Below are 19,343 nucleotides of genomic sequence, written 5' to 3'. Positions count from 1 at the left end.
CCGTGGAGACACGGCCCTCTGAGTAAAGTTTCGGCTTGATGCTGACAAAAGAAAAGTAGGAATCGGTCTAGACCCGCAAAAACGTTTTTTTCTTATACAGAAAATAGAGGAAAACCCATTTAACCGCCAGAAAGGCAACGACACTGCCCACCGCCTGAACGGGTTCACTAAAGAAGTGTAGCAAGCCGGCAAAAAGAAAATGGGTGGCGTATTCGAAGTCAATGATTCTGCCTGCTAAATAGATGAGAATGGAGTTCGTGCCAATGACAACAAAGAAAAAAGTCCATCCATGATTATTTTTTACGTCGATGATCCAGTAAAACAGACTCAATATCAGCAGGCTCCAACCACCAGCGACCAACACAAACGAACTTGTCCAAAGATTTTTATTGACAGGAAACACGATATTCCATAGCCAGCCCAGAGCAACGCAGCTTACACCCGCCAAAACGAGCTGTTGAATTTTTCGATTGTCGGAAAGGCCATGGCGACGCAGGACAGTGCCGGCAAAAACACCCAGTAGACCAGTGCAGATTGCGGGTAAAGTCGACAGGAGTCCTTCCGGATCATGGACAACTTTATAAAGTCGTCCGGGCATAAACAACCGATCTACATACCCAACCAAACTTCCCTCCATGGTTAAATTGCCGGCGCCAAACCCCGGCACGGGGACGAGCATCAGCAAAGCCCAGTAGAGCAGCAGGATGCCCACAAAAATGCCATAGCGAGCTCGTTCGTTGCGGACGTACAGAAATATAAGTTGGGCAAACATTCCCGCCAGGCCAATCCGGCCCAGAACACTGCCAAACCGCATTTCGGCCAAGGGTTTCATGAATAAACCGTTGTTATAAACAATGCCCAAAATGACCAGAATGAGTCCTCGGGTAATAACTTTTCGAGCTAGCATCGTTCTGTCATCACCTTTCGCTAACCGGCTACCTAGTGAGTATGGTGTTGAAACACCCGCCAGAAATAGGAACAAGGGGAAAATGCAATCATAAGGCCGAAACCCATTCCAAGTGACGTGGGTAAATTGGTCGGCCAGAAAAATAGCCCATGCCCAGCCAGTTGTTTTGGCTACTACATGAAAAAGTTCTTCTCCTCCCATGATCCAGAACATATCGAAACCCCGCAAGGCGTCGAGGGATAAAAGACGACGGATAGGAACGGGTTGAGCAAGGGCAGGCTCCTGAGTAGAGGTTATATGTTGCATAGAGTGGGGACTGGGGAGGAAGCAATGATAGCAAAAAAAGAAGCCCTATCAAACCAGTAAGGCCTAATAGGGCTTCTTTTGTGTGGTGTAAGCCTGTCTTCTGTAAAGACCTGGTTATGATGGCCTACTGTTATTTATCCGTCAACATGAGCGGAACGTTTCCGCGACTACCCATAATTATGATCTTGGCGTTCGGCGAGGCTGCCAGTTCGCGCTGGGCCTTTATCTGCTCATACTGCAGTTGCTTATCGCTAAGACCCGTCGATAGAATCTTTTGGTAATCGGCAATGCCCTGGGCTTCTACCCGTTTCCGTTCGGCTTCCTGCTTTTCCTTCTGCAGAACAAACTGCATTTTTTGGGCGTCCTGTTCTGCATTGATCTTGGATTCAATCGTCTTCTTGACCGACGCGGGTAAGTCAATATTTCGAATTAATAACTGTTCGAGCATAAGCCCACGCTTGCGGAAGTCAGCTTCGATGGTTTTGTAGATGCGGGTCTGAAATTCGTCGCGCCGGGTCGAATACAAGGCAATGGCATCATAATAGACGGCGTTGTCCCGAATACGGGTACGGGTAATGGGACGCACAATCTTGTCCATGTAATCGGCACCGATTTCGCTGTAAATTTTGGGCGCATCGGCCGCAACAACCCGGTAGAGTACCGTCAAGTCAATCACCACTTCCAGCCCGTCGGCGGTGAGTACCCGAATGGCATCGTCGCCTTCTTTCTGCCCTTCATCGTGGCTGGCCGACATGGTGTAGTTCTGGGTTTTTATGTCAAACTCGGTGACGTTCGCCAACGGGTTAACGAAGTTAAGACCAGAGCTTAACGGGTGATTGCCAACGTTACCGAATAGGGAGGTGACGCCAACTTGTCCAGCGTCTATCTGTCGGATGCTGGACGTAATAAAGCCCAAAACAATGAGAATAAGGCCCACTACCTTGGCGGGCCGGGAGTAATGCGAAAAGGCAATGGCAGGGGTATTGATGGCAAATCCGGCGACAAGCACCAAAAAGCCAAGGACTAGAAAAAACATAGTTCAGGTGGGTATAAGCTGCCAATCTGCGTTTATACGCAGTCTGCCAGCGAGGTGAGAATAATAATCGAAAAGTATGTGCTAAAACGGGGCCGATTTATCGGCGTTGGGGCGGAGCCATAGGAAGCTTAAGTCAGAAGACGCCCCAAAAGTAACTGATTATCAACTCGCAAAAAACGGGTATTGGAAGAGCGGATGCCGGGTTTGTCAGTCGGTTGCCGGACAGGATGAAAATGTTTAGGCGCAAAAAAAGGCATCCGGTAAACAACCAGATGCCTTTCTTAACCACACTATTAACCCTTCAGTGAATTAGCGTGAAGTTTTGGTACTCTTTTTCTTGTCTTTAGCCGCAGGTGTCGTAGCGGCAGGAGCAGCGGCTGTTTCAGCAGCAGCAGCGGCAGAAACGACTTCACCTTTCAGATACAGAACAGCCTGACCGGCTTCGGCATTGCTGGTTACGGTTACCGATTTGTTGAATGGACCGGCAGCGGCAGCATTATAGGTAGCCGAGATAGAACCTGTTTTGCCAGGCATGATTGGCTCACGCGAGAAACTTGGTTTTGTACAGCCGCAGGATGCCTGAGCATCGTTGATAACAATTGGATCTGTACCTGTATTCTTAAATTCGAATACGTGAGTTACCGGCTTGCCTTGCTCAACTTTACCGAAATCGTGGGTTTCTTTCGTAAATTTCAAAACTCCTTTTTGGGCGTAGCTAACAGCAACCAGCATGAACAAAGCTACGAAAAGTGAAAAAGTCTTTTTCATCGGACTAAATGGAATTATGGTTTGGTTTTAAAAATACTAAGTCTTGTGTACTAGGGCACATAGCAAACAGTCTGCCAAAAACGTTAATAGTTTTCATTCGGTCAACAAATAAACTCAAAAAATCGTTTTTTTGAAAGCTGACTTGTTTTACCTTACTTTTACTTTCGCTAGGGAATCGACAACTCGGTACCAGCTACTTCATCGATAAATTGATTGTTAGACGATTCCAACCCGTAGCTCTGTTGTGATAGCAAACGAACAACTCCGCTCGACTGATATTTTAAGTCGTGAAAAAATCTTATCAGATTACCGATTGGCTTGTGAAAGCCGACAGGTGAGCTTATTAGGTCGGCGTGATGTGATGGGAGGAAGGGCTAAGTTCGGCATATTCGGCGATGGCAAGGAATTGGCGCAATTAGCGGCAGCCAGTGCGTTTAACCGGGGTGATTTCCGTTCGGGCTATTACCGCGATCAAACATTCGTGGCGGCTCTGGGCGAACTTCGCTGGACAGAGTTCTTCGCTCAACTTTATGCCCATACCGATCTGGAAGCTGAGCCTAACACCGCCGGTCGATCCATGAATGGGCACTTTGCCACCCGCTGGCTCGACCAACAGGGGTTGTGGCGTAACCAGACCGAACTCTATAATTCTGTTTGTGATATTGCGCCCACGGCAGGCCAGGTTCCGCGTGCACTTGGGCTGGCATATGCCTCCAAACTTTTCCGCAATAACCATGCCTTAAGCAATCTGACTACTTTTTCGCACAACGGAAACGAGATCGTTTTTGCTACTATTGGCGATGCTTCAACGTCGCAGGGAATGTTTTGGGAAACAATGAACGCGGCCGGGGTACTGCAGGTGCCTTTGTTGATGTCGGTATGGGATGATGGCTATGGCATATCGGTTCCGGTCGAGTACCAAACCATAAAAGGCAGTATTTCAAAGGCGTTGGCGGGGTTTCAGCGCGACGGCCATGATAAGGGCATGGAAATCTTTACCGTAAAAGGCTGGGATTATGCCGCGCTACTGGAAACGTATCAGCAGGCCGCCCATATTTGCCGTACCCAGCATGTGCCGGTGCTGGTGCATGTGCAGGAACTGACCCAGCCCCAGGGACACTCGACATCCGGTTCGCATGAACGTTACAAATCCAGGCAGCGCCTGACCTGGGAAGCCGAGCACGATTGCAATCGGATATTCCGGCAGTGGATTTTAGAGAATGGATACGCCACTAATGACGAACTGGAAGCCATAGAGGCCGAGGCCAAGCAAGTAGCTAAAAGCGCCCGCATCAGCGCCTGGAATGCTTTTCAGGCATCGCTGAAAGGTGATTTTGACGAGGCACTTGATCTGCTTCAGCAAACGGCTCGCCATAATGCCAAATCGACGGAATTGATGGCCATTCGGGAAGAGCTTCGTAAGACGTTTTCGCCCGTCCGCCGGGATGCCGTCTCGGCCGTGCGGAAGGCCTTGCGTGTATTGCGCAACGATACCAGTACGGGTCGTCAACGCCTGAAGGCGTGGCTCGAACGTACGGATGCTGAAAACGCCGACCGGTTTAGCTCGCACCTGTACAGCCAGTCTCCGGAATCACCGATGCTGGTCAAGGCAGTACCCGCACAGTTTACCGACGAAAGTCCGGTGTTGGATGGTTATTTACTGCTTCAGCGTTATTTTGAGAGTGTATTCACGCGTGATGAACGAGTGGTCGCTTTAGGGGAGGATGTGGGGCAGATCGGTGACGTCAATCAGGGCTTTGCGGGATTGCAGGAGAAATTTGGCGAAATACGTATTACCGACACGGGTATTCGCGAAACGACGATTATTGGCCAGGGTATTGGCATGGCGATGCGCGGCCTTCGCCCCATCGTCGAGATTCAGTATTTCGATTATGTTTATTATACCCTGGCAACGCTCACCGATGATCTGGCTACGTTGCACTACCGGACAAAAGGTGGTCAGAAAGCCCCGCTGATCATTCGAACGCGCGGCCACCGGCTGGAGGGTATCTGGCATTCGGGCTCTCCAATGGGCACTATGCTGAGCAGTTTGCGCGGCCTTCATATATTGGTGCCGCGGAATATGACCCAGGCAGCCGGGTTCTACAATACGTTGCTCAAAGGTGATGATCCGGCTCTTCTGATCGAATCATTGAATGGGTACCGATTGAAAGAAACATTGCCTGCTAATCTTGATGAGTTCTGCGTACCCCTGGGTGTACCGGAAATCCTGCGTTCCGGCTCCGATCTGACGGTAGTGACCTATGGCTCCATGTGCCGAATCGTACTGGAAGCGGCTGGCCAATTAGCGGAGTTAGGTATTCAAATTGAGGTAATCGATGTGCAGACGTTGCTGCCGTTCGACGTCCACCAGGTGATTGTTGAGTCGATTAAAAAGACAAACCGGGTGCTGTTTGCGGATGAAGACGTGCCGGGTGGTGCATCCGCCTATATGATGCAGCAGGTGGTTGAAGGCCAAAACGCCTATCGTTATCTGGATTCGGCTCCGGCCACACTATCGGCTAAGGCACACAGGCCTCCGTACGGTTCAGACGGCGATTATTTCTCGAAGCCAAATGCCGATGATGTCATTGAAGTCGTCTATTCTATTCTGAGTGATGCTGACCCGGAGCGGTTTCCAAAATTATAATTTTGACTGATAGATTGATTGAATAGGCCTATGCGCCATTTATTCAATCAATCTATCAGTCAATCATTCAAAATGTCATACTTTAAAGACATACAATCGGGCATCCGAACAACCATAAAAGGACTGAGCCTTACGCTGAGGCACCTTCGGCAGGCCACAAAGCGCCGAACACCCGAAGGAATCGCCAGCGATAATTATTTTGACTTACAAAATGGGTTAGTTACGCTTCAGTATCCACATGAACAGCTTCCCATACCCGATAATGGCCGTTACAAACTTCGTAATGAGATCGAAGATTGCATCGTTTGTGACAAATGTGCCAAAGTGTGTCCAGTCGATTGTATCACCATCGACGCCATCAAAGCCACCGAGGAGGTAGGGAAAGCCTCGGATGGGTCGCCGATTCGTTTATACGCGGCCAAGTTTGACATCGATATGGCCAAGTGCTGCTATTGCGGCCTGTGCACCGTGGTTTGCCCCACCGAGTGCCTGACCATGGACAAAAAATTTGATTACAGCGAGTTTGAACTAGGCAAGTTGACATACAGTTTTGCCGAACTGACCGCTGAGCAAGCCGACGAAAAACGAGCGCTGTATGAACAGTACGTTCGCGAAAAAGACGCAGCAAAAGCTGCTCAGCTAGCTGCTAAAGCGCCGGTTGCCGAAGACGATGCCGTTGCTCCTAAACGACCCGTGTTTCGGCCAACGGCTAAGCCGAGCGTACCGACATCACCTCCCGCTGAACCAGCTAACTCGGAAGGCTCATCCATCGAGCATCCGCTAACCGATGCAACGCCGGACGAGATGCAGCAGATTGCGCAGGGTGGTCTTGAGGCCGCAAAACGGCCCGTATTTAAGCCGACGAAAAAGCCCGTAGCTCCTATCGCCGATGTGCCGGATGAAGCAGTGCAGGCCGCGTCTGAGTCGGTAGAGAAACCGGATGCTCCCGCCCCCGTTGCCAAACCGGCTGGTTTCCGGCCAACCATGAAGCCGCCGGTTGCTAAAACCGGGGAGCCCGCAGCAGAAGCGCCTGTACCGGCCGAGCCAGCAAAGCCTAAGCCTGCTTTCCGGCCGACGATGAAGCCACCCAAAGCCGCAGAAACGAAGCCGGAACTAACACAAAACCCCGTCGAAGTGCCGGAGGAAGCCCAGAAGCCCAAACCAACGGCTTTTCGGCCGACGATGAAACCCGCAAAATCGGTTGAATCAGAGCCAGCGCTAACGTCGAATGAACAGACAGAGGTGCCGAAACCGAAACCAGCCGCTTTCCGGCCGACGATGAAACCCGCCACGGCGCCACCGAAGCCAGCCGAGGAACAGCCACCCGTTGAATCGAAAAGTCCGATTTCAGAGCCAACCATTGACAAAACAGCTGAGCCAGCGGCTGAACCTGTCAAGCCTAAACCCGCTTTCCGGCCGACAATGAAACCCAGGCCGAAGTCTGATGGGGAGACATCAGCCTGATCAATCTTATTAAAAAAAACAGTGGTTCAAGTAGCCTTTTATGCTTTTTCAGTGCTGACGCTCGGTAGTGCACTAGCCGTCTTGCTGACCCGCAACGTGCTGTATGCGGCCTTTTTTCTCCTACTGACTCTGTTTGGTGTGGCCGGGTTGTTTGTATTGGCGAGTGCTGATTTTCTGGCCATAGCTCAAATCATGATTTACGTTGGGGGCGTACTGGTTCTGGTGATTTTTGGTATTATGCTCACGCACAGACCTGAACTTCCGACGGATACAAACAGCCAGCAACCAAACCAGATTGCTTCCCGGAACCGCTCTGGCCTGGTGTCGGGCTGGGTGATTGCCCTATTGGTGTCGGGGGCTTTGTTCATGGCTTTATACACACTGCTGGCCCGCGCTAATTTCACCATACTCAATCGACCAGTCGGCTGGCAAAGCACCATGCATACAATAGGAAAACAGCTTATGACGGAATACGTAGTGCCGTTCGAAATAGCAGGAATTCTATTACTGGCGGCCCTCGTTGGCGCTACCTATCTGGCCGCTCCACAAACTAAATCTCCACGAAATGCAACCCGTTGATAGTCATCTTTTTTTGCTGGTGGGGGCTGCTCTCTTTAGCATCGGGCTGGCAGTCGTCATTCTCAAGCGCCATGTTATTGTGGTATTGATGGGCATTGAATTGATGCTCAATGCTGTCAACATCAACCTCGTTGCCTTTAGTCAGTACGATCCTGACCGGTTGCAGGGCCAGATGTTGACGTTATTTGTGATGGTTGTTGCGGCTGCCGAATCGGCGGTGGCGCTGGCCATTGTTTTGCAGGTTTACCGTCATTTCCACACGGCGCAAGTGGATGAGTTAAACGAACTCAATTCTTGATAATACCCTTCGAGACTATCATCAACGGTATATTGACTGATGGCTACGGCATTGCAGATAATTTTATAACACCTGATGAAGTGGTCGCCCTTGCTGACCAACTGCACCAACGGCGGAGTGCCGGAAAATTTAAAGCCGCCGGTACCGGAAATGAGCAGGTTGCGGTCGCAAATGCAGTCCGGGGCGATGAAATTATGTGGCTGGACGATGCTACGGCCACACCGGTTGAAAAGGCATTTCTACTTCGGATCGACGAATTTGTTTCGTACATAAACCAGACTTGTTACCTGGGACTGCGCAATTTTGAATTTCACTATGCTCGCTATCCAATAGGTACTTTCTACAAACGCCACCTCGACCAGTTTCGTAGCGACTCGCGTCGAAAACTCTCCGTCGTATGCTACCTGAATACGGATTGGCAGGAGATGGATGGCGGACAATTAGCCCTTTATCTTCCCGGCACTGTTCATGACCCGGAGCAGCAGGTTGTGATCTCCCCCATAGGCGGCCGACTGGTGTGTTTTGAAAGCGGATTATTACCCCACGAGGTATTGCCTGCCACCCATGAACGACTTAGTATAACCGGTTGGTTGAAGACAGAATAGTTCGGCGACTTGCCTTTTCATTTTTTCTTGATCGAAGAAGGGCTAATTCGCTATTTGCATCCCCACGGGATATTCGGGATATTTGCGCCCAATTCTGACTAATCTCGAATGCCCGCCGACATTTCCTACCTGCTTCCTGCGCTGATGGCCATCTTACTGGGGCTTCCCTTTGCGAGCTTTCTGGTACTGACGGCTGCTACTCGACGAACAGCCGGTTTCATAGCGGTACTGTCTACCAGTGGGGGACTGGCCTTATCCATCATATTGGCTATCGCCTTGCCCGAACAGCCCTTATTAATACAGGCGGACTGGGCAACGTTCTCGGGCATATCTTTTGGCTTTAGCTTGCGGCTCGATGCCCTTGCTGCGCTAATGCTCGTACTGGTGCATTTTGTCGCCTTGCTCGTGCAGCTTTATTCGCTTTCCTACCTGCATGATGAACCGAAACTGCGCCGATACTTCTCCTATCTGCAATTATTCGTGGGCGCCATGCTGGGAATCGTTCTGGCTGGAAATCTGCTGGTTATGTATGCCTTCTGGGAATTGGTTGGTTTGGTATCCTACCTGCTGATTGGTTTTTATGCAGAGCGGTTGGCCTCATCAAAAGCGGCTCAGAAAGCGTTTCTAATGAACCGGGTTGGTGATATAGGCTTTCTCATCGGTATCTTCTTAACGTACTATCAGTTCGATACGCTGGACTTTGCTATGTTGGCAACCCTCGGTGGGCAGGCTGTATTACCCACGGCGCTTGGCTTATGCCTGTTTATGGGTTGCATTGGTAAATCGGCACAATTTCCGTTACTAAGCTGGCTTCCCGATGCCATGGAGGGCCCTACACCTGTGTCGGCATTACTTCATGCCGCTACAATGGTTGCGGCAGGCATTTTCCTGTTAGCGCGAATTCACCCGCTTCTTTCGGCCGATGCGCTGGTTGTCGTCACTATCATCGGTACCGTTACGACCCTTTGGGGCGGCTATTCGGCGCTTTTTCAAACCGACATTAAGAAAGTTCTGGCTTTTTCAACCGTTTCGCAGTTAGGGCTGATGGTGGCGGCTATGGGAACAGGTAATGTGAGCGGAGCCATGTTTCATTTACTGACGCATGCCTTTTTTAAAGCCGGTTTGTTTCTGAGCGCAGGCGCTATCATTCACGCTGTCCATACGCAGGATATGCGGCAGATGGGTGATTTACGGAAGGCATTACCTACCACCTTTGTTGCTTACACGGTCTGTGCGGCTGCCTTGTCGGGTTTGCCCTTCTTTTCCGGCTTTCTGTCGAAAGAGGCCATTCTGGGAGGGGCTTTTGTTTGGGCGGCTGGTCAGGAAAATGGCTTTGGCTTGGTTATTCCACTCTTATTGTTGTTTTCGTCTGGTCTGACGGCGCTTTATATGGCCCGGCAATGGCGGCTTATTTTCTTCGGTGACTACCGCAACCAGGAAGTACCGTTGAGCCAGGCGCATGAACCCGATTGGCTCATGCGCGGTCCTGTGCTAGTACTGGCTGTGTTATCGGTTTGGGTCTGGTTTTCAATCAATCCCTTTTCAGGACACGGGAGTTGGTTTTTTCGCTTACTCCTAACTCAGGAAGAAGAAAACTTCTGGTGGCTTGCCCCCGTATCTATTAGCCTGGTACTGCTGGGCGGCTGGCTGGGTTTCCGCATGCGGGAGCCGAGAGCGAATACCAGTTATGTCCGTCTTTCGATCGAGTACGGCTTTCTGGATTCGTTTATCAAAGTAGCCGCCATCAGACCATCATTGCGTCTGGCCGCATTTCTGAACAAAACTGATCATCGGGTAATCGATGGAGCCGTTAATGGCGCCGGTGTTACGACCGTGGTCATCGCGCATATAACAACGGGTTTCGACCGTCTGGGCATTGATGGTTTGGTGAATGGAGTTGCCTGGCTGGCTGGTCGGTTAGGTCAGTTGACGCGGTCTATTCAGAATGGTCGGGTACAATCGTACATTACGGCGGCAGTGGTTAGTTTGCTGGTGGTACTATGGTGGTTGCTTTGACGTCTGGACTGGGCAGAAGCCTGGTCTTTGGTAAATAGAGTCAGGCGGGAGCTTGGTTCAGGACACATATATGATTCTTTCGTTACTCATTTTTCTTCCTTTGCTAGGCGCGTTGATCGTGGTGCTCCTGCCCGATAACCAGGCTGTTCACTACCGACGGATCGCGCTGGCGGTAACCCTGGCCGAGGTTGTGCTGGCGGGTGTAGCTTATGTCGGATTTGATAAAACCATTGGTGGTTATCAACTACTCGAACAGGCCAACTGGATTACGCTGCCGTTGGGTAACTTGGGCGTTGTTTCCATCGATTACCTACTTGGCGTCGATGGGATCAGCCTTCCGCTGGTTCTCCTGTCGGCGGTTGTGATGCTCGTTGGTGTGGTATCCTCCTGGCCGATGACTCATCGGCAAAAAGCCTACTACTCGCTCTATCTGCTGTTGACGGGTACGATAATGGGCTGCTTCTTAGCCCTCGACTTCTTCCTGTTCTTTCTGTTTTTCGAATTCATGCTCCTGCCGATGTATTTCCTGATCGGCTTGTGGGGCGGCCCGCGTCGGGAGTATGCGTCCATCAAATTCTTTCTGTACACGTTGCTGGGATCGTTACTGATTTTGCTGGTGATGATCGGCCTGTATTTGTCCGTTATGGATCCGGTGAGTACGGCTGTTGCGGCTGGCCTGGTAACCAATCCTTCAGATGCAACAGCGGAGGTTATTCGGGCTGTACAGGCCTACCTTCAGAATGGTCAGCTAAACACCGCTCAGGTTGTTCACACGTTCGATATGCGTTATCTGGCCGATGGGGGTAACTACTTACCCAATGCCTTTCTGAACCCGTCTGCCGAACCTATTGTCGCCGGGCTTCCTGGCCGAATGCTGGCCTTTTGGGCTATTTTTATTGGCTTTGCCATAAAGCTCCCCATCGTGCCGTTGCACACCTGGCTACCCGATGCCCACGTTGAAGCACCCACCCCTGTATCGGTCGTTCTGGCGGGGGTCTTGCTTAAAATAGGCGGGTATGGTTTCCTGCGAATTGCCTGGAATTTCTTTCCCGATGGTGCTGCGGAATATGCTTTTCCGCTGGCCGTATTAGGCGTACTATCCATCGTGTATGGCGGTTTGAACGCGCTTGCACAGGCTGATCTTAAGAAAATGATTGCTTACTCATCAGTGTCACACATGGGATTTGTCCTGTTGGGTGTTGCCTCACTCACCGCCGAAGGCATCAATGGTGCCATATATCAGATGGTTAGCCACGGTGTTTTGTCGGCCATGCTGTTCCTGATTGTAGGCGTCGTATACGACCGTACCCATGACCGGCGAATTGACTCATACCGTGGGTTGATGCAGTCCATGCCAAATTACACGACCCTAACCGCCATTGCGTTCTTTGGCTCATTGGGTTTGCCCGGATTCTCCGGGTTTGTCGGTGAGCTATTTACCCTGATGGGGAGCTTTCAGTCGGAGTGGATACCTGGCTGGCTCACGGCTGTTGCCACAACGGGTATTTTGCTAGCGGCTGCCTATTTCCTCTGGACGCTTCAGCGGATGTTTTTTGGCTCTTTATGGGTGCGGCCTTTCGAGTCAAAAGCTGGCTCAAGCCATTCGCTCACGGATCTGACCGCCCGCGAAAAACTCATGCTGATTCCGTTGGGTGTTATGGCGCTGGTGCTGGGATTATTTCCCAATCTTATCTTTGATCTTACGAATGCAACGGTAGCGCAGTGGCTGGTCAAGTTTGCCGTGGAGTAGCCTCGAAAACTTAGTCGTATCGCTGATTTCTAGCCTGTACGGGCTCATTTTCCGTATTTTCTGCGCCGGGCTACCTGCCAGACCAGCCCCACAAGGCCGACTAAAGCTAAGGGACCTAACAGATTTAGTAGTTGCCAACTGGTGCGGTTCGCATCTACCTTGATCTTGTCCAAAGGACGAAGGGTAATGGTTCGGGTGCGGGCTGCAATGACGCCGTTCGGGTCGACCAGATAGTCAAGTGCATTCAGCGCAAAATCTTTGTTGGCGAATGTGGTGCGGGTGAACCGGTCGAATCCCAGTGGATAAGGGGCATTTCGCTTGTAATCCACATCGTTTACGATCAGGTCACCGTCGGAGCAAACGAGTACGCGTGAAGCTACGCCTTCGGACCGGAAACCAGCTGCCCGGGGATCGCCCGGTAGAATTCGGTTGGCGAATAGCGATTTAAACTGACCTTCAAGCAGACAGGCAATGAGTTTAGGGCCTTCATTATAGGTTTGCGGGTCGGGCTGCTGACGGGCTTCGTTGTATGAGATCAGCGCCGGGGCCTTTAACACTTTCGTGTAAGGGGAGGTTAGCAACAGCGGTGTTTTCTGTATGCCCGCTGCCTGTACTGTATCGAGGGTGCTGATAAAACGGCCCAGAATGGCATCGAGATTACGCACAATCGGGTTTCCTGATGTGCCAAAATTGTTGAGCAGTGGATAAAACCGCCAGGGTAATAATTGAATATTCGGCTTATCGCCCAGGTTGCCCACGTTGAGCGGAATGGGGGCACAACGCAGATCTTTCACTACGTCGCGGTTGAGCCGGACGCCCCAGCGGAAAAATAAATCGTCGAGGTTCAAACTAACGGGCTGCGCATACGTGCCTTCGTTATTAACGCTGTCTACCCGTTGGCCATCCACAAAAAACAAGGCCCGGCCACCCTTCACGACAAACTGGTCGAGTTTAAAAATATCTTCTTCCGAAAAGGCTTTATCAGGTTTAGGGACCAGAATCGCATCCAGACCGGCAATGGGGCCGGGTTTGGTCATGTCGATGAAATACAGATCGTAGGTCTGCTGCACGGAGGCCAGCAAATCGGCGAAGCGGGAGGGAGGTACCTGCGTGTGGCCATAAAGCAACCCAACTCGCCGGCGATTTCCTTCCGTTTGAGTCAGCTTACGAATTGCCGAGGCCAGTTGAAATTCGACACCTTCATACGACTGGTTTAGCTGTTCTTCGGGCGAGGCCGCTTTATTGCCTTTTAAGAATTGAACGGCGGTTTCCTGTCCTTTGTAGGAAACAAGAGCGCCGGGGAATACCAGTTTCTCTGTGCGTTTGCCGCCTTCGCTGGCAAACAGATTGGTTGGCAACAAACCGCGTTGCTGTAACTTATCGATGAGCTTATTTTTCTCGTCGGGGTTTGTAATCAGGGCAGGATCAATAAATCGATAGGTGATGGTCTTCCCGGCCTGTGCTTCAAACTCATCCAGTGTCTCCCGAACGGCGGTTTCGAGTCGTTTGAACCCCGGAGGGAGGTCGCCGGTCAAATACACATCGATATGAATATCATCCGGTAAATTGGCTAACAGGTTTTCTGTGGGTGCAGAAAGGGTATATCGTTTTTCCTGGGTTAAATCGAGCCGAAAAAACACAAAGGCCGACAACACATTGACGGCGACTAACGCAGCAATAACAAAAAGAATACGCAGGGAAACGGGTTTCATACGGAACGTTAACGAACAACTAGGCCGAAATGGTTTATAGACTATTGAACAGTCCGGCTAATGAGGCTTAATTCAGCCTCAGTTCAGAAATGGCCGTTAGATTAATCGCCTTCGCATCGTCCTGAGCCGTCTGCAGGGTGTCCAGTTTCTCGGGCTCAATACCCAGCTCCTTCATGAGTCGATGTTGCCGGGCTTCAATATAAGTTAACCGGGCAAGTATCTGATTCATTCGGTAGTCCTGTTCATCCTGTCGCTGGAGCAGGTAAGCCGTTTTTGCTTCCAACTCGTCAAGGCGTTGTTTATCGCGGTCAGTCATAGTTGTTTCCGGTGAGATTAGACGAAGCAAGTTAGCGTTTTTGGTTTGCTTTTAGCAGACTAGAACCCGCCCCGGTCGTAGAAACTCCGGCGACGACTGAGTTTAAGCTCCTGAAGAATGGACGACCGTGCCCGCAAATCGAATGAATAATTGCCCGACCGAAAATTATTGCCCGAATAAGGCGTCCAGTTAAACGCCATTTCCCAACAGTGCAGGTCGCGGTTGATGCCAATCGTGGTCAGCGTCGGGCTTTGGAATACGAAGTCATAGCCCGTATTGATCGTCACCTTCCATTTAGGCGTTAAGCTGAGGTCGCCCGTCAGCGTTAACGCCTGAATCACCTGCGACTGAATGGGCGTCAGTTTGGTCAGACCAAATGTGTAGCTCACATTCATGGACCAGGGCACGTTAAAATCGACGTACAACTCCGGGTTATTATTGATCGCCTTCATGGTGGCGTCGGATGCGTTGGGGCTCGATTTCTTCTTGTCAGCCTGCTTGGGCGCAAAGCGTGCGCTGACGTAGGCCTGTAAGTTCGTCATACGAAGTAGTCCCTGACCCGCCTGGAAGGCATACAGATTCGGCACCCGAATGTATTGCTGATCGACGTAGGGCTGCTCGGCATTCAGGGCCAGAATGGAAGGGGAGAACGCCAGTGGGGTGGGCGTCGTCGAGGTTGGGAACATGTACTGCGCCGTACCGCCGTAGGGCCGGTATGCATATGGATCGAAGGTAGACGAGAAGTTGAAGCTGATATTTTTAAATATCTGCGTATTGGCGCTGACAGCAATGGGCGATAATTTATAGTCAGGGGCTAGCAGGTTGTAGCTACCGTTGATACTCAGGTTATCGAAAATAGGAATCTTCTTGAAATCCTGCCCCGACGAATCACTGCGGGTGCGGACTTTCATCTCCAGTTGGTTCACAATACCGAACGAGATGAAAGCCGATTGGGTACTCGATGCGCTTCCTGCACTACCGCCCAGGCCCCGGAAAACCGATAGCGTCCGGCGATAAAGCGGCAGATTAGCCAAGGCTCCTTCGGCGGGTAGTATCTGAAATTGCCCAAAAGACGGGTTCGTAAAGTCGGGTACGTAACTAAACGAAATAGAAGGCGCTACCGTGTGCCGGATCGCTTCAATGCGTTTTCCCCGAATAAAGTACGTGCCATAGAAACGGGTGTTCATGCTGGCATTGACCGAAAAGTTATAAGACGGAAAAAAGCCACGTGCGGTGTCGATTCGTACCGCATTTCGGTCGCTCAGGTAGGTGTAACTAAGTTTTTTGCTGTAGATGTCACCTTGCAGAGCGAAGCCTGGCGTAACGTTGATGTACCGTAATAATTTAATGTTAGGCAGCGAAATGGGTATACTATACCGGGCCTGTATCACCCGGTTCTCCCAGATTCTATTGGCATTGGCAATGCTGAATGGAATCAGGTTTGGATCCGATTCTACAATACCAAAGCGCAGATTATTAGCCCGTCGGGTGCTGTCGGCAATGCGCTGAAGGGTATTAACCGCAGTGATTGTGGTATAAATGGGGAAGCCCAGACCAGTTGTATCCACCTGACGCCGGATGGTGTTGCTGACGCCGATAGAGCCACTCACATCCAAACCTACCCGGAAACTTTCATACCAACGGCCTGTGCCGCCTTTGAGCGCAAAGGGGGCGATCTGGTTGACGCCAAAGTTAAAGTCCGACGACACGTCGGTTTTGCCGTTTTCCCGAACGCCTGTTTGCTGGTTTACCTGGCCAAACTGTTGGTTTACCCGAACGTTGGCACCCGCCCGTACATATTGTCCGAACGTGCGGCTGTATTGCACCGATGAACCGGCTACGTTCGAAATGTACGACTGCGTGCTGTAGGAGTTAAACTGGTTATAACTGTTGCTGCTAACGTTCACATTGGCCGAAAAACTACCCCGGCCCCGTGGCACCGGCGAGTGAGACCAGTTGACTGAAAAATCATTACGCGGGGTTTGTGTCTGGTCGACCCGGTCGCCGGAGCGATTTCGGTTAAACTGCAAATTCACGCTGCCGCTGTAAGTATACCGTTTGTTATAGGCGGATGATACGCCCAATCCCCAGCTACCCCGCGAATAAATCTGCCCTTTAAATTGAAGGCCCAGGTTTTCATTGACGGCCCAGTAATAGCCACCATCACGCAGGTAAAATCCCCGCCCGTTGGGTTCTTCGCCGTACTGGGGCACGATAATACCCGACACGCCAATCTCTTTTCTTTTCGGAAAGGGAAAGAACCCAAAAGGCAGGCCGATGGGCAACGGAATCTGATTGATCACCAGGTTGAATGGCCCGGCCACCACCTGTTTGTTATGAATGACTTTCAGCTTACTGGCATTGATGTGAAAGTGCGGAGTCGCCAGATTACAGGTCGTGTAAATGGCCCGGCCAATGTAGAGGTTGTCTTCATCGTCTTTCTTGACCGTTTGCCCGCGAATGTTACCCTCGCCCTGCTGGGTAATAACGCCCTGAATACGCCCCTTGCGCGATTTGAAGTTATAGCGAATCTCTTTCGCGTCGTATTTGCCTTCGCCATCCTGAAAAATGGGCCGACCGATCAGCTTCTTGGCAGTTGAGTCGTACCGGCCTTTTGCATAAACCTCATTAGTGAGGTAGTTCAGCCGGATATAATCGGCCTTGAGTGAAATGTCGCCATAAACAACACTGGCCTCGCCGAACAGCTCGACGGTGCGTCCGTCAGCCGAATAAAAGGTAGAATCTTTGGCCTGGTATTTGACCGTTGTCTTGAAGGAGTCGGCCGTTTGAAGGGAGTCTTTTTCCACAGAGTCTCTAGCCGCAACCTGCGACGAATCAGCCGTGCCGAGAGGCCGGTTCAAATTGGGTTGCAGGGGTTTGATCCGGCTCTCCGGCCGAACGACATTGGGCGAAACCAAACCGGGTCTGGTTTGTATCGGTTTGACCGGCGTTTGTTGAGCCAGGCTAGTTTGCGAACGAGGAGCGGTCGTAGTGGTTGACTTTGTATCGGTTAGCTTTGCTTTCGCTGGAATGGAATCTTTTCGAACAACGTTCCTTGCCGCGAGTTTAAGCGAATCAGGGTTGCTAACGGGTTTCGGTTTCGTACGGGCAAGCTGAGCAACCGAATCGGGTCGCGCGGGTCGCCGTTTTACCAGTTTGCTGCTAACCGCCAGTAACCGCTGTTGCGCCAACGGCAAGTCCGATATCAGATTGGCTGATAAGCGCTGTGTCAGCATCAGTGGTTTCGGTTGTAATCGGATTAATGGGGTAATCTGAACGGGACTGATGTTGGTAGCATCCGGTGCTGTAACGACCCGTTCTGCGGGCAATGACCGGATGGAATCCTGCCTGGTCGGGCGGGTCACAGGGGATGGAGTAGGGGTAATTTGCCGTTTTGTACCCGTGCCAAGCCGGTTAGGTACAGATTGCCGTTGATTAAGCTCCCGTTCAAGGTCGCTTTCCTGGCTCGTGCCAGCGGGGCTTGTTTGGGAGTCTGGAAGCGTAACCGAGCCTGATGAGGGACCAACAACGACGCGACCGGCCGGTTTTTTTTGCGCTGGCTTGGGCGGGGTACTGTCATTGGCCAGCCCATATTTCGAATCTGGGACCCGTTGTGCTGGCACTGTAGCAGGCGGTAAACCACCTTTTGCAGGCTGTGGGGGCGTTGTTCCGCTCTGTCCTAACGCGCTGAACGTCCAGATTAGCCAGATAAAAAGGCTTGCCGCCTTTATCCATGTTGGTCGTATCCGCGAGGGCCGCAAAATAAAGTATGCTTTTTTCAGGTTTATTAAAAAAATTATATTTGCCTCAAGACCGTTAAGTCTATGGCTTACAAAGGTATTCACGAACAGTCATCCCGCTACCGCTTTGAAACGTTTTTGGTCGTTAAAAATTATTAAATCAACTGACAGCTCTATTTCGGTCCTATCTCCCGGAATAATGACAACAGTAGCGCTGTTGATTTTTCCCTTGCTGGCACTGACCAGTCCAGATGCGTTAGTACCCGAACTAACCCAGGATACCATTCGCCGGACTGGGTCGCAGGACACAGAGACAAAGGCTAATGATGCACCAAACCAGCTACGAACCGTTGTGCTCGATGCAGGCCATGGAGGCAAAGATCCGGGCTGCCTGGGTCGAAAAACACGTGAATCGCGAATTGTCCTTAAGCTTGTTCTACAACTGGGGCGTAAAATTAAGGAAGAGATGCCAAATGTTCGGGTAATTTATACCCGTTCTTCCGATCATTTTGTCGAACTGGCCGAGCGATCAGCTATTGCGAATCGAAATAAAGCCGATTTGTTCATCTCGCTTCATTGTAACGCCAGTCCATCATCGAGCCGGGTATATGGTACCGAGACCTATACGATGGGGCTGCACAAAACGAATGGCAACCTGGACGTAGCTAAACGGGAAAACGCGGTTATCCTGAAAGAAGAAAACTATCAGCAGACCTACAAAGGCTTCAATCCAAATTCGCCCCTGGCTCACATCATGCTGGCCAACTACCAGCATGCATTCATGGGAAGCAGCATCAATTTTGCCGAAAAAGTGGAACGCAGTTTTCGGCGGAATGCCGAACGCAAAAGCAATGGCGTAAAGCAGGCGGGCTTTCTGGTTCTCTGGCGAACAACGATGCCCAGTGTGTTGATAGAAACTGGTTTTTTGACGAATCCTGACGAAGAAGATTACCTGATTTCGTCAGAAGGACAGGACGAAATTTCGGATGCCATTTATAAGGCATTCGTGCTCTATAAACAGGAAATTGAAGCGGGCGGATAAGCAAATTGAGTGGATGAATGTTCGGAAACGGGAGTTGGACAGGATGGGCTGACCATTCGCTGGTTTTGCCTTTCATCCATTTTCCCAACATTTGCGGGACAAACCAACCCTAAAGTTGGTTATAGGGTCAATTAAACGAATTGATCTGTCCGCC

General features: G+C 50.9%; 14 protein-coding genes. 8 read left to right on the top strand and 6 right to left on the bottom strand.

Features of this window, described 5'->3' with window-relative positions:
* Window positions 1-67: 67 nt before the first annotated feature.
* From ACYVAM_RS12590 to ACYVAM_RS12580, 3 genes are all read right to left on the bottom strand, one after another.
* Window positions 68-1,213 (bottom strand): acyltransferase family protein, encoded by a 1,146-nt coding sequence (locus tag ACYVAM_RS12590; protein ID WP_461067449.1) that lies wholly within the window; start codon window positions 1,211-1,213, stop codon window positions 68-70.
* A 130-nt stretch (window positions 1,214-1,343) separates the two neighbouring features.
* On the bottom strand, window positions 1,344-2,249 hold the full coding sequence (locus tag ACYVAM_RS12585) for a prohibitin family protein (RefSeq protein WP_461067447.1): 906 nt from the start codon (window positions 2,247-2,249) through the stop codon (window positions 1,344-1,346).
* Between the two features lie 309 nt (window positions 2,250-2,558).
* Window positions 2,559-3,017, bottom strand: a complete 459-nt coding sequence (locus ACYVAM_RS12580) for a DUF1573 domain-containing protein (RefSeq protein WP_461067445.1) — start codon at window positions 3,015-3,017, stop codon at window positions 2,559-2,561.
* 244 nt (window positions 3,018-3,261) lie between these two features.
* Between ACYVAM_RS12580 and ACYVAM_RS12575 the strand changes: the two genes are divergently transcribed.
* From ACYVAM_RS12575 to ACYVAM_RS12545, 7 genes are all read left to right on the top strand, one after another.
* Window positions 3,262-5,667, top strand: a complete 2,406-nt coding sequence (locus ACYVAM_RS12575) for an alpha-ketoacid dehydrogenase subunit alpha/beta (protein WP_461067443.1) — start codon at window positions 3,262-3,264, stop codon at window positions 5,665-5,667.
* Window positions 5,668-5,739: 72 nt separating this feature from the next.
* The gene (locus ACYVAM_RS12570; RefSeq protein WP_461067441.1) at window positions 5,740-7,131 is read left to right on the top strand and encodes a 4Fe-4S dicluster domain-containing protein; all 1,392 of its coding nucleotides are present in this window, start codon (window positions 5,740-5,742) and stop codon (window positions 7,129-7,131) included.
* 21 nt (window positions 7,132-7,152) lie between these two features.
* Window positions 7,153-7,710, top strand: coding sequence for an NADH-quinone oxidoreductase subunit J family protein (locus ACYVAM_RS12565; RefSeq protein ID WP_461067439.1), 558 nt, complete (start codon window positions 7,153-7,155; stop codon window positions 7,708-7,710).
* Window positions 7,697-8,008, top strand: a complete 312-nt coding sequence (nuoK, locus tag ACYVAM_RS12560) for an NADH-quinone oxidoreductase subunit NuoK (protein WP_461067437.1) — start codon at window positions 7,697-7,699, stop codon at window positions 8,006-8,008. The genes ACYVAM_RS12565 and nuoK overlap by 14 nt, the downstream gene beginning before the upstream one ends.
* Window positions 8,005-8,613: a 2OG-Fe(II) oxygenase gene (locus ACYVAM_RS12555; protein WP_461067435.1), complete on the top strand. Its 609-nt coding sequence runs from the start codon at window positions 8,005-8,007 to the stop codon at window positions 8,611-8,613. The genes nuoK and ACYVAM_RS12555 overlap by 4 nt, the downstream gene beginning before the upstream one ends.
* 108 nt (window positions 8,614-8,721) lie before the next feature.
* Window positions 8,722-10,629: an NADH-quinone oxidoreductase subunit 5 family protein gene (locus tag ACYVAM_RS12550; protein WP_461067433.1), complete on the top strand. Its 1,908-nt coding sequence runs from the start codon at window positions 8,722-8,724 to the stop codon at window positions 10,627-10,629.
* 70 nt (window positions 10,630-10,699) lie between these two features.
* Window positions 10,700-12,379 (top strand): complex I subunit 4 family protein, encoded by a 1,680-nt coding sequence (locus ACYVAM_RS12545; RefSeq protein WP_461067432.1) that lies wholly within the window; start codon window positions 10,700-10,702, stop codon window positions 12,377-12,379.
* Window positions 12,380-12,423: 44 nt separating this feature from the next.
* Here ACYVAM_RS12545 and gldG read toward each other — a convergent pair whose 3' ends face one another.
* From gldG to ACYVAM_RS12530, 3 genes are all read right to left on the bottom strand, one after another.
* Complete coding sequence (gene gldG, locus ACYVAM_RS12540; protein WP_461067431.1) at window positions 12,424-14,091, bottom strand: gliding motility-associated ABC transporter substrate-binding protein GldG; 1,668 nt, start codon at window positions 14,089-14,091, stop codon at window positions 12,424-12,426.
* A gap of 67 nt (window positions 14,092-14,158) precedes the next feature.
* Complete coding sequence (locus tag ACYVAM_RS12535; RefSeq protein ID WP_461067429.1) at window positions 14,159-14,407, bottom strand: hypothetical protein; 249 nt, start codon at window positions 14,405-14,407, stop codon at window positions 14,159-14,161.
* Between the two features lie 59 nt (window positions 14,408-14,466).
* Window positions 14,467-18,030 carry a putative LPS assembly protein LptD gene (locus ACYVAM_RS12530; protein WP_461067427.1) on the bottom strand — a complete coding sequence of 1,188 codons (3,564 nt, stop codon included), beginning with the start codon at window positions 18,028-18,030 and terminating at the stop codon, window positions 14,467-14,469.
* Between the two features lie 316 nt (window positions 18,031-18,346).
* On the opposite strand from ACYVAM_RS12530, the gene ACYVAM_RS12525 reads away from it, so the two are divergent.
* On the top strand, window positions 18,347-19,189 hold the full coding sequence (locus ACYVAM_RS12525) for an N-acetylmuramoyl-L-alanine amidase family protein (RefSeq protein ID WP_461067425.1): 843 nt from the start codon (window positions 18,347-18,349) through the stop codon (window positions 19,187-19,189).
* Window positions 19,190-19,343 lie beyond the last annotated feature (154 nt).

Source organism: Spirosoma horti (assembly GCF_054776595.1).
Note: the sequence above shows the minus strand (reverse complement) of the source record. Positions and strands in the feature narration are given on the sequence as shown.

Excerpts from the sequence above, each read along its gene's own strand:
- ACYVAM_RS12590 (WP_461067449.1), bottom strand. The coding sequence starts at position 1,213 with ATGCAACATATAACCTCTACTCAGGAGCCTGCCCTTGCTCAACCCGTT.
- ACYVAM_RS12585 (WP_461067447.1), bottom strand. The coding sequence starts at position 2,249 with ATGTTTTTTCTAGTCCTTGGCTTTTTGGTGCTTGTCGCCGGATTTGCC.
- ACYVAM_RS12580 (WP_461067445.1), bottom strand. The coding sequence starts at position 3,017 with ATGAAAAAGACTTTTTCACTTTTCGTAGCTTTGTTCATGCTGGTTGCT.
- ACYVAM_RS12570 (WP_461067441.1), top strand. The coding sequence starts at position 5,740 with ATGTCATACTTTAAAGACATACAATCGGGCATCCGAACAACCATAAAA.
- nuoK (WP_461067437.1), top strand. The coding sequence starts at position 7,697 with ATGCAACCCGTTGATAGTCATCTTTTTTTGCTGGTGGGGGCTGCTCTC.
- ACYVAM_RS12550 (WP_461067433.1), top strand. The coding sequence starts at position 8,722 with ATGCCCGCCGACATTTCCTACCTGCTTCCTGCGCTGATGGCCATCTTA.
- ACYVAM_RS12545 (WP_461067432.1), top strand. The coding sequence starts at position 10,700 with ATGATTCTTTCGTTACTCATTTTTCTTCCTTTGCTAGGCGCGTTGATC.
- gldG (WP_461067431.1), bottom strand. The coding sequence starts at position 14,091 with ATGAAACCCGTTTCCCTGCGTATTCTTTTTGTTATTGCTGCGTTAGTC.
- ACYVAM_RS12535 (WP_461067429.1), bottom strand. The coding sequence starts at position 14,407 with ATGACTGACCGCGATAAACAACGCCTTGACGAGTTGGAAGCAAAAACG.
- ACYVAM_RS12525 (WP_461067425.1), top strand. The coding sequence starts at position 18,347 with ATGACAACAGTAGCGCTGTTGATTTTTCCCTTGCTGGCACTGACCAGT.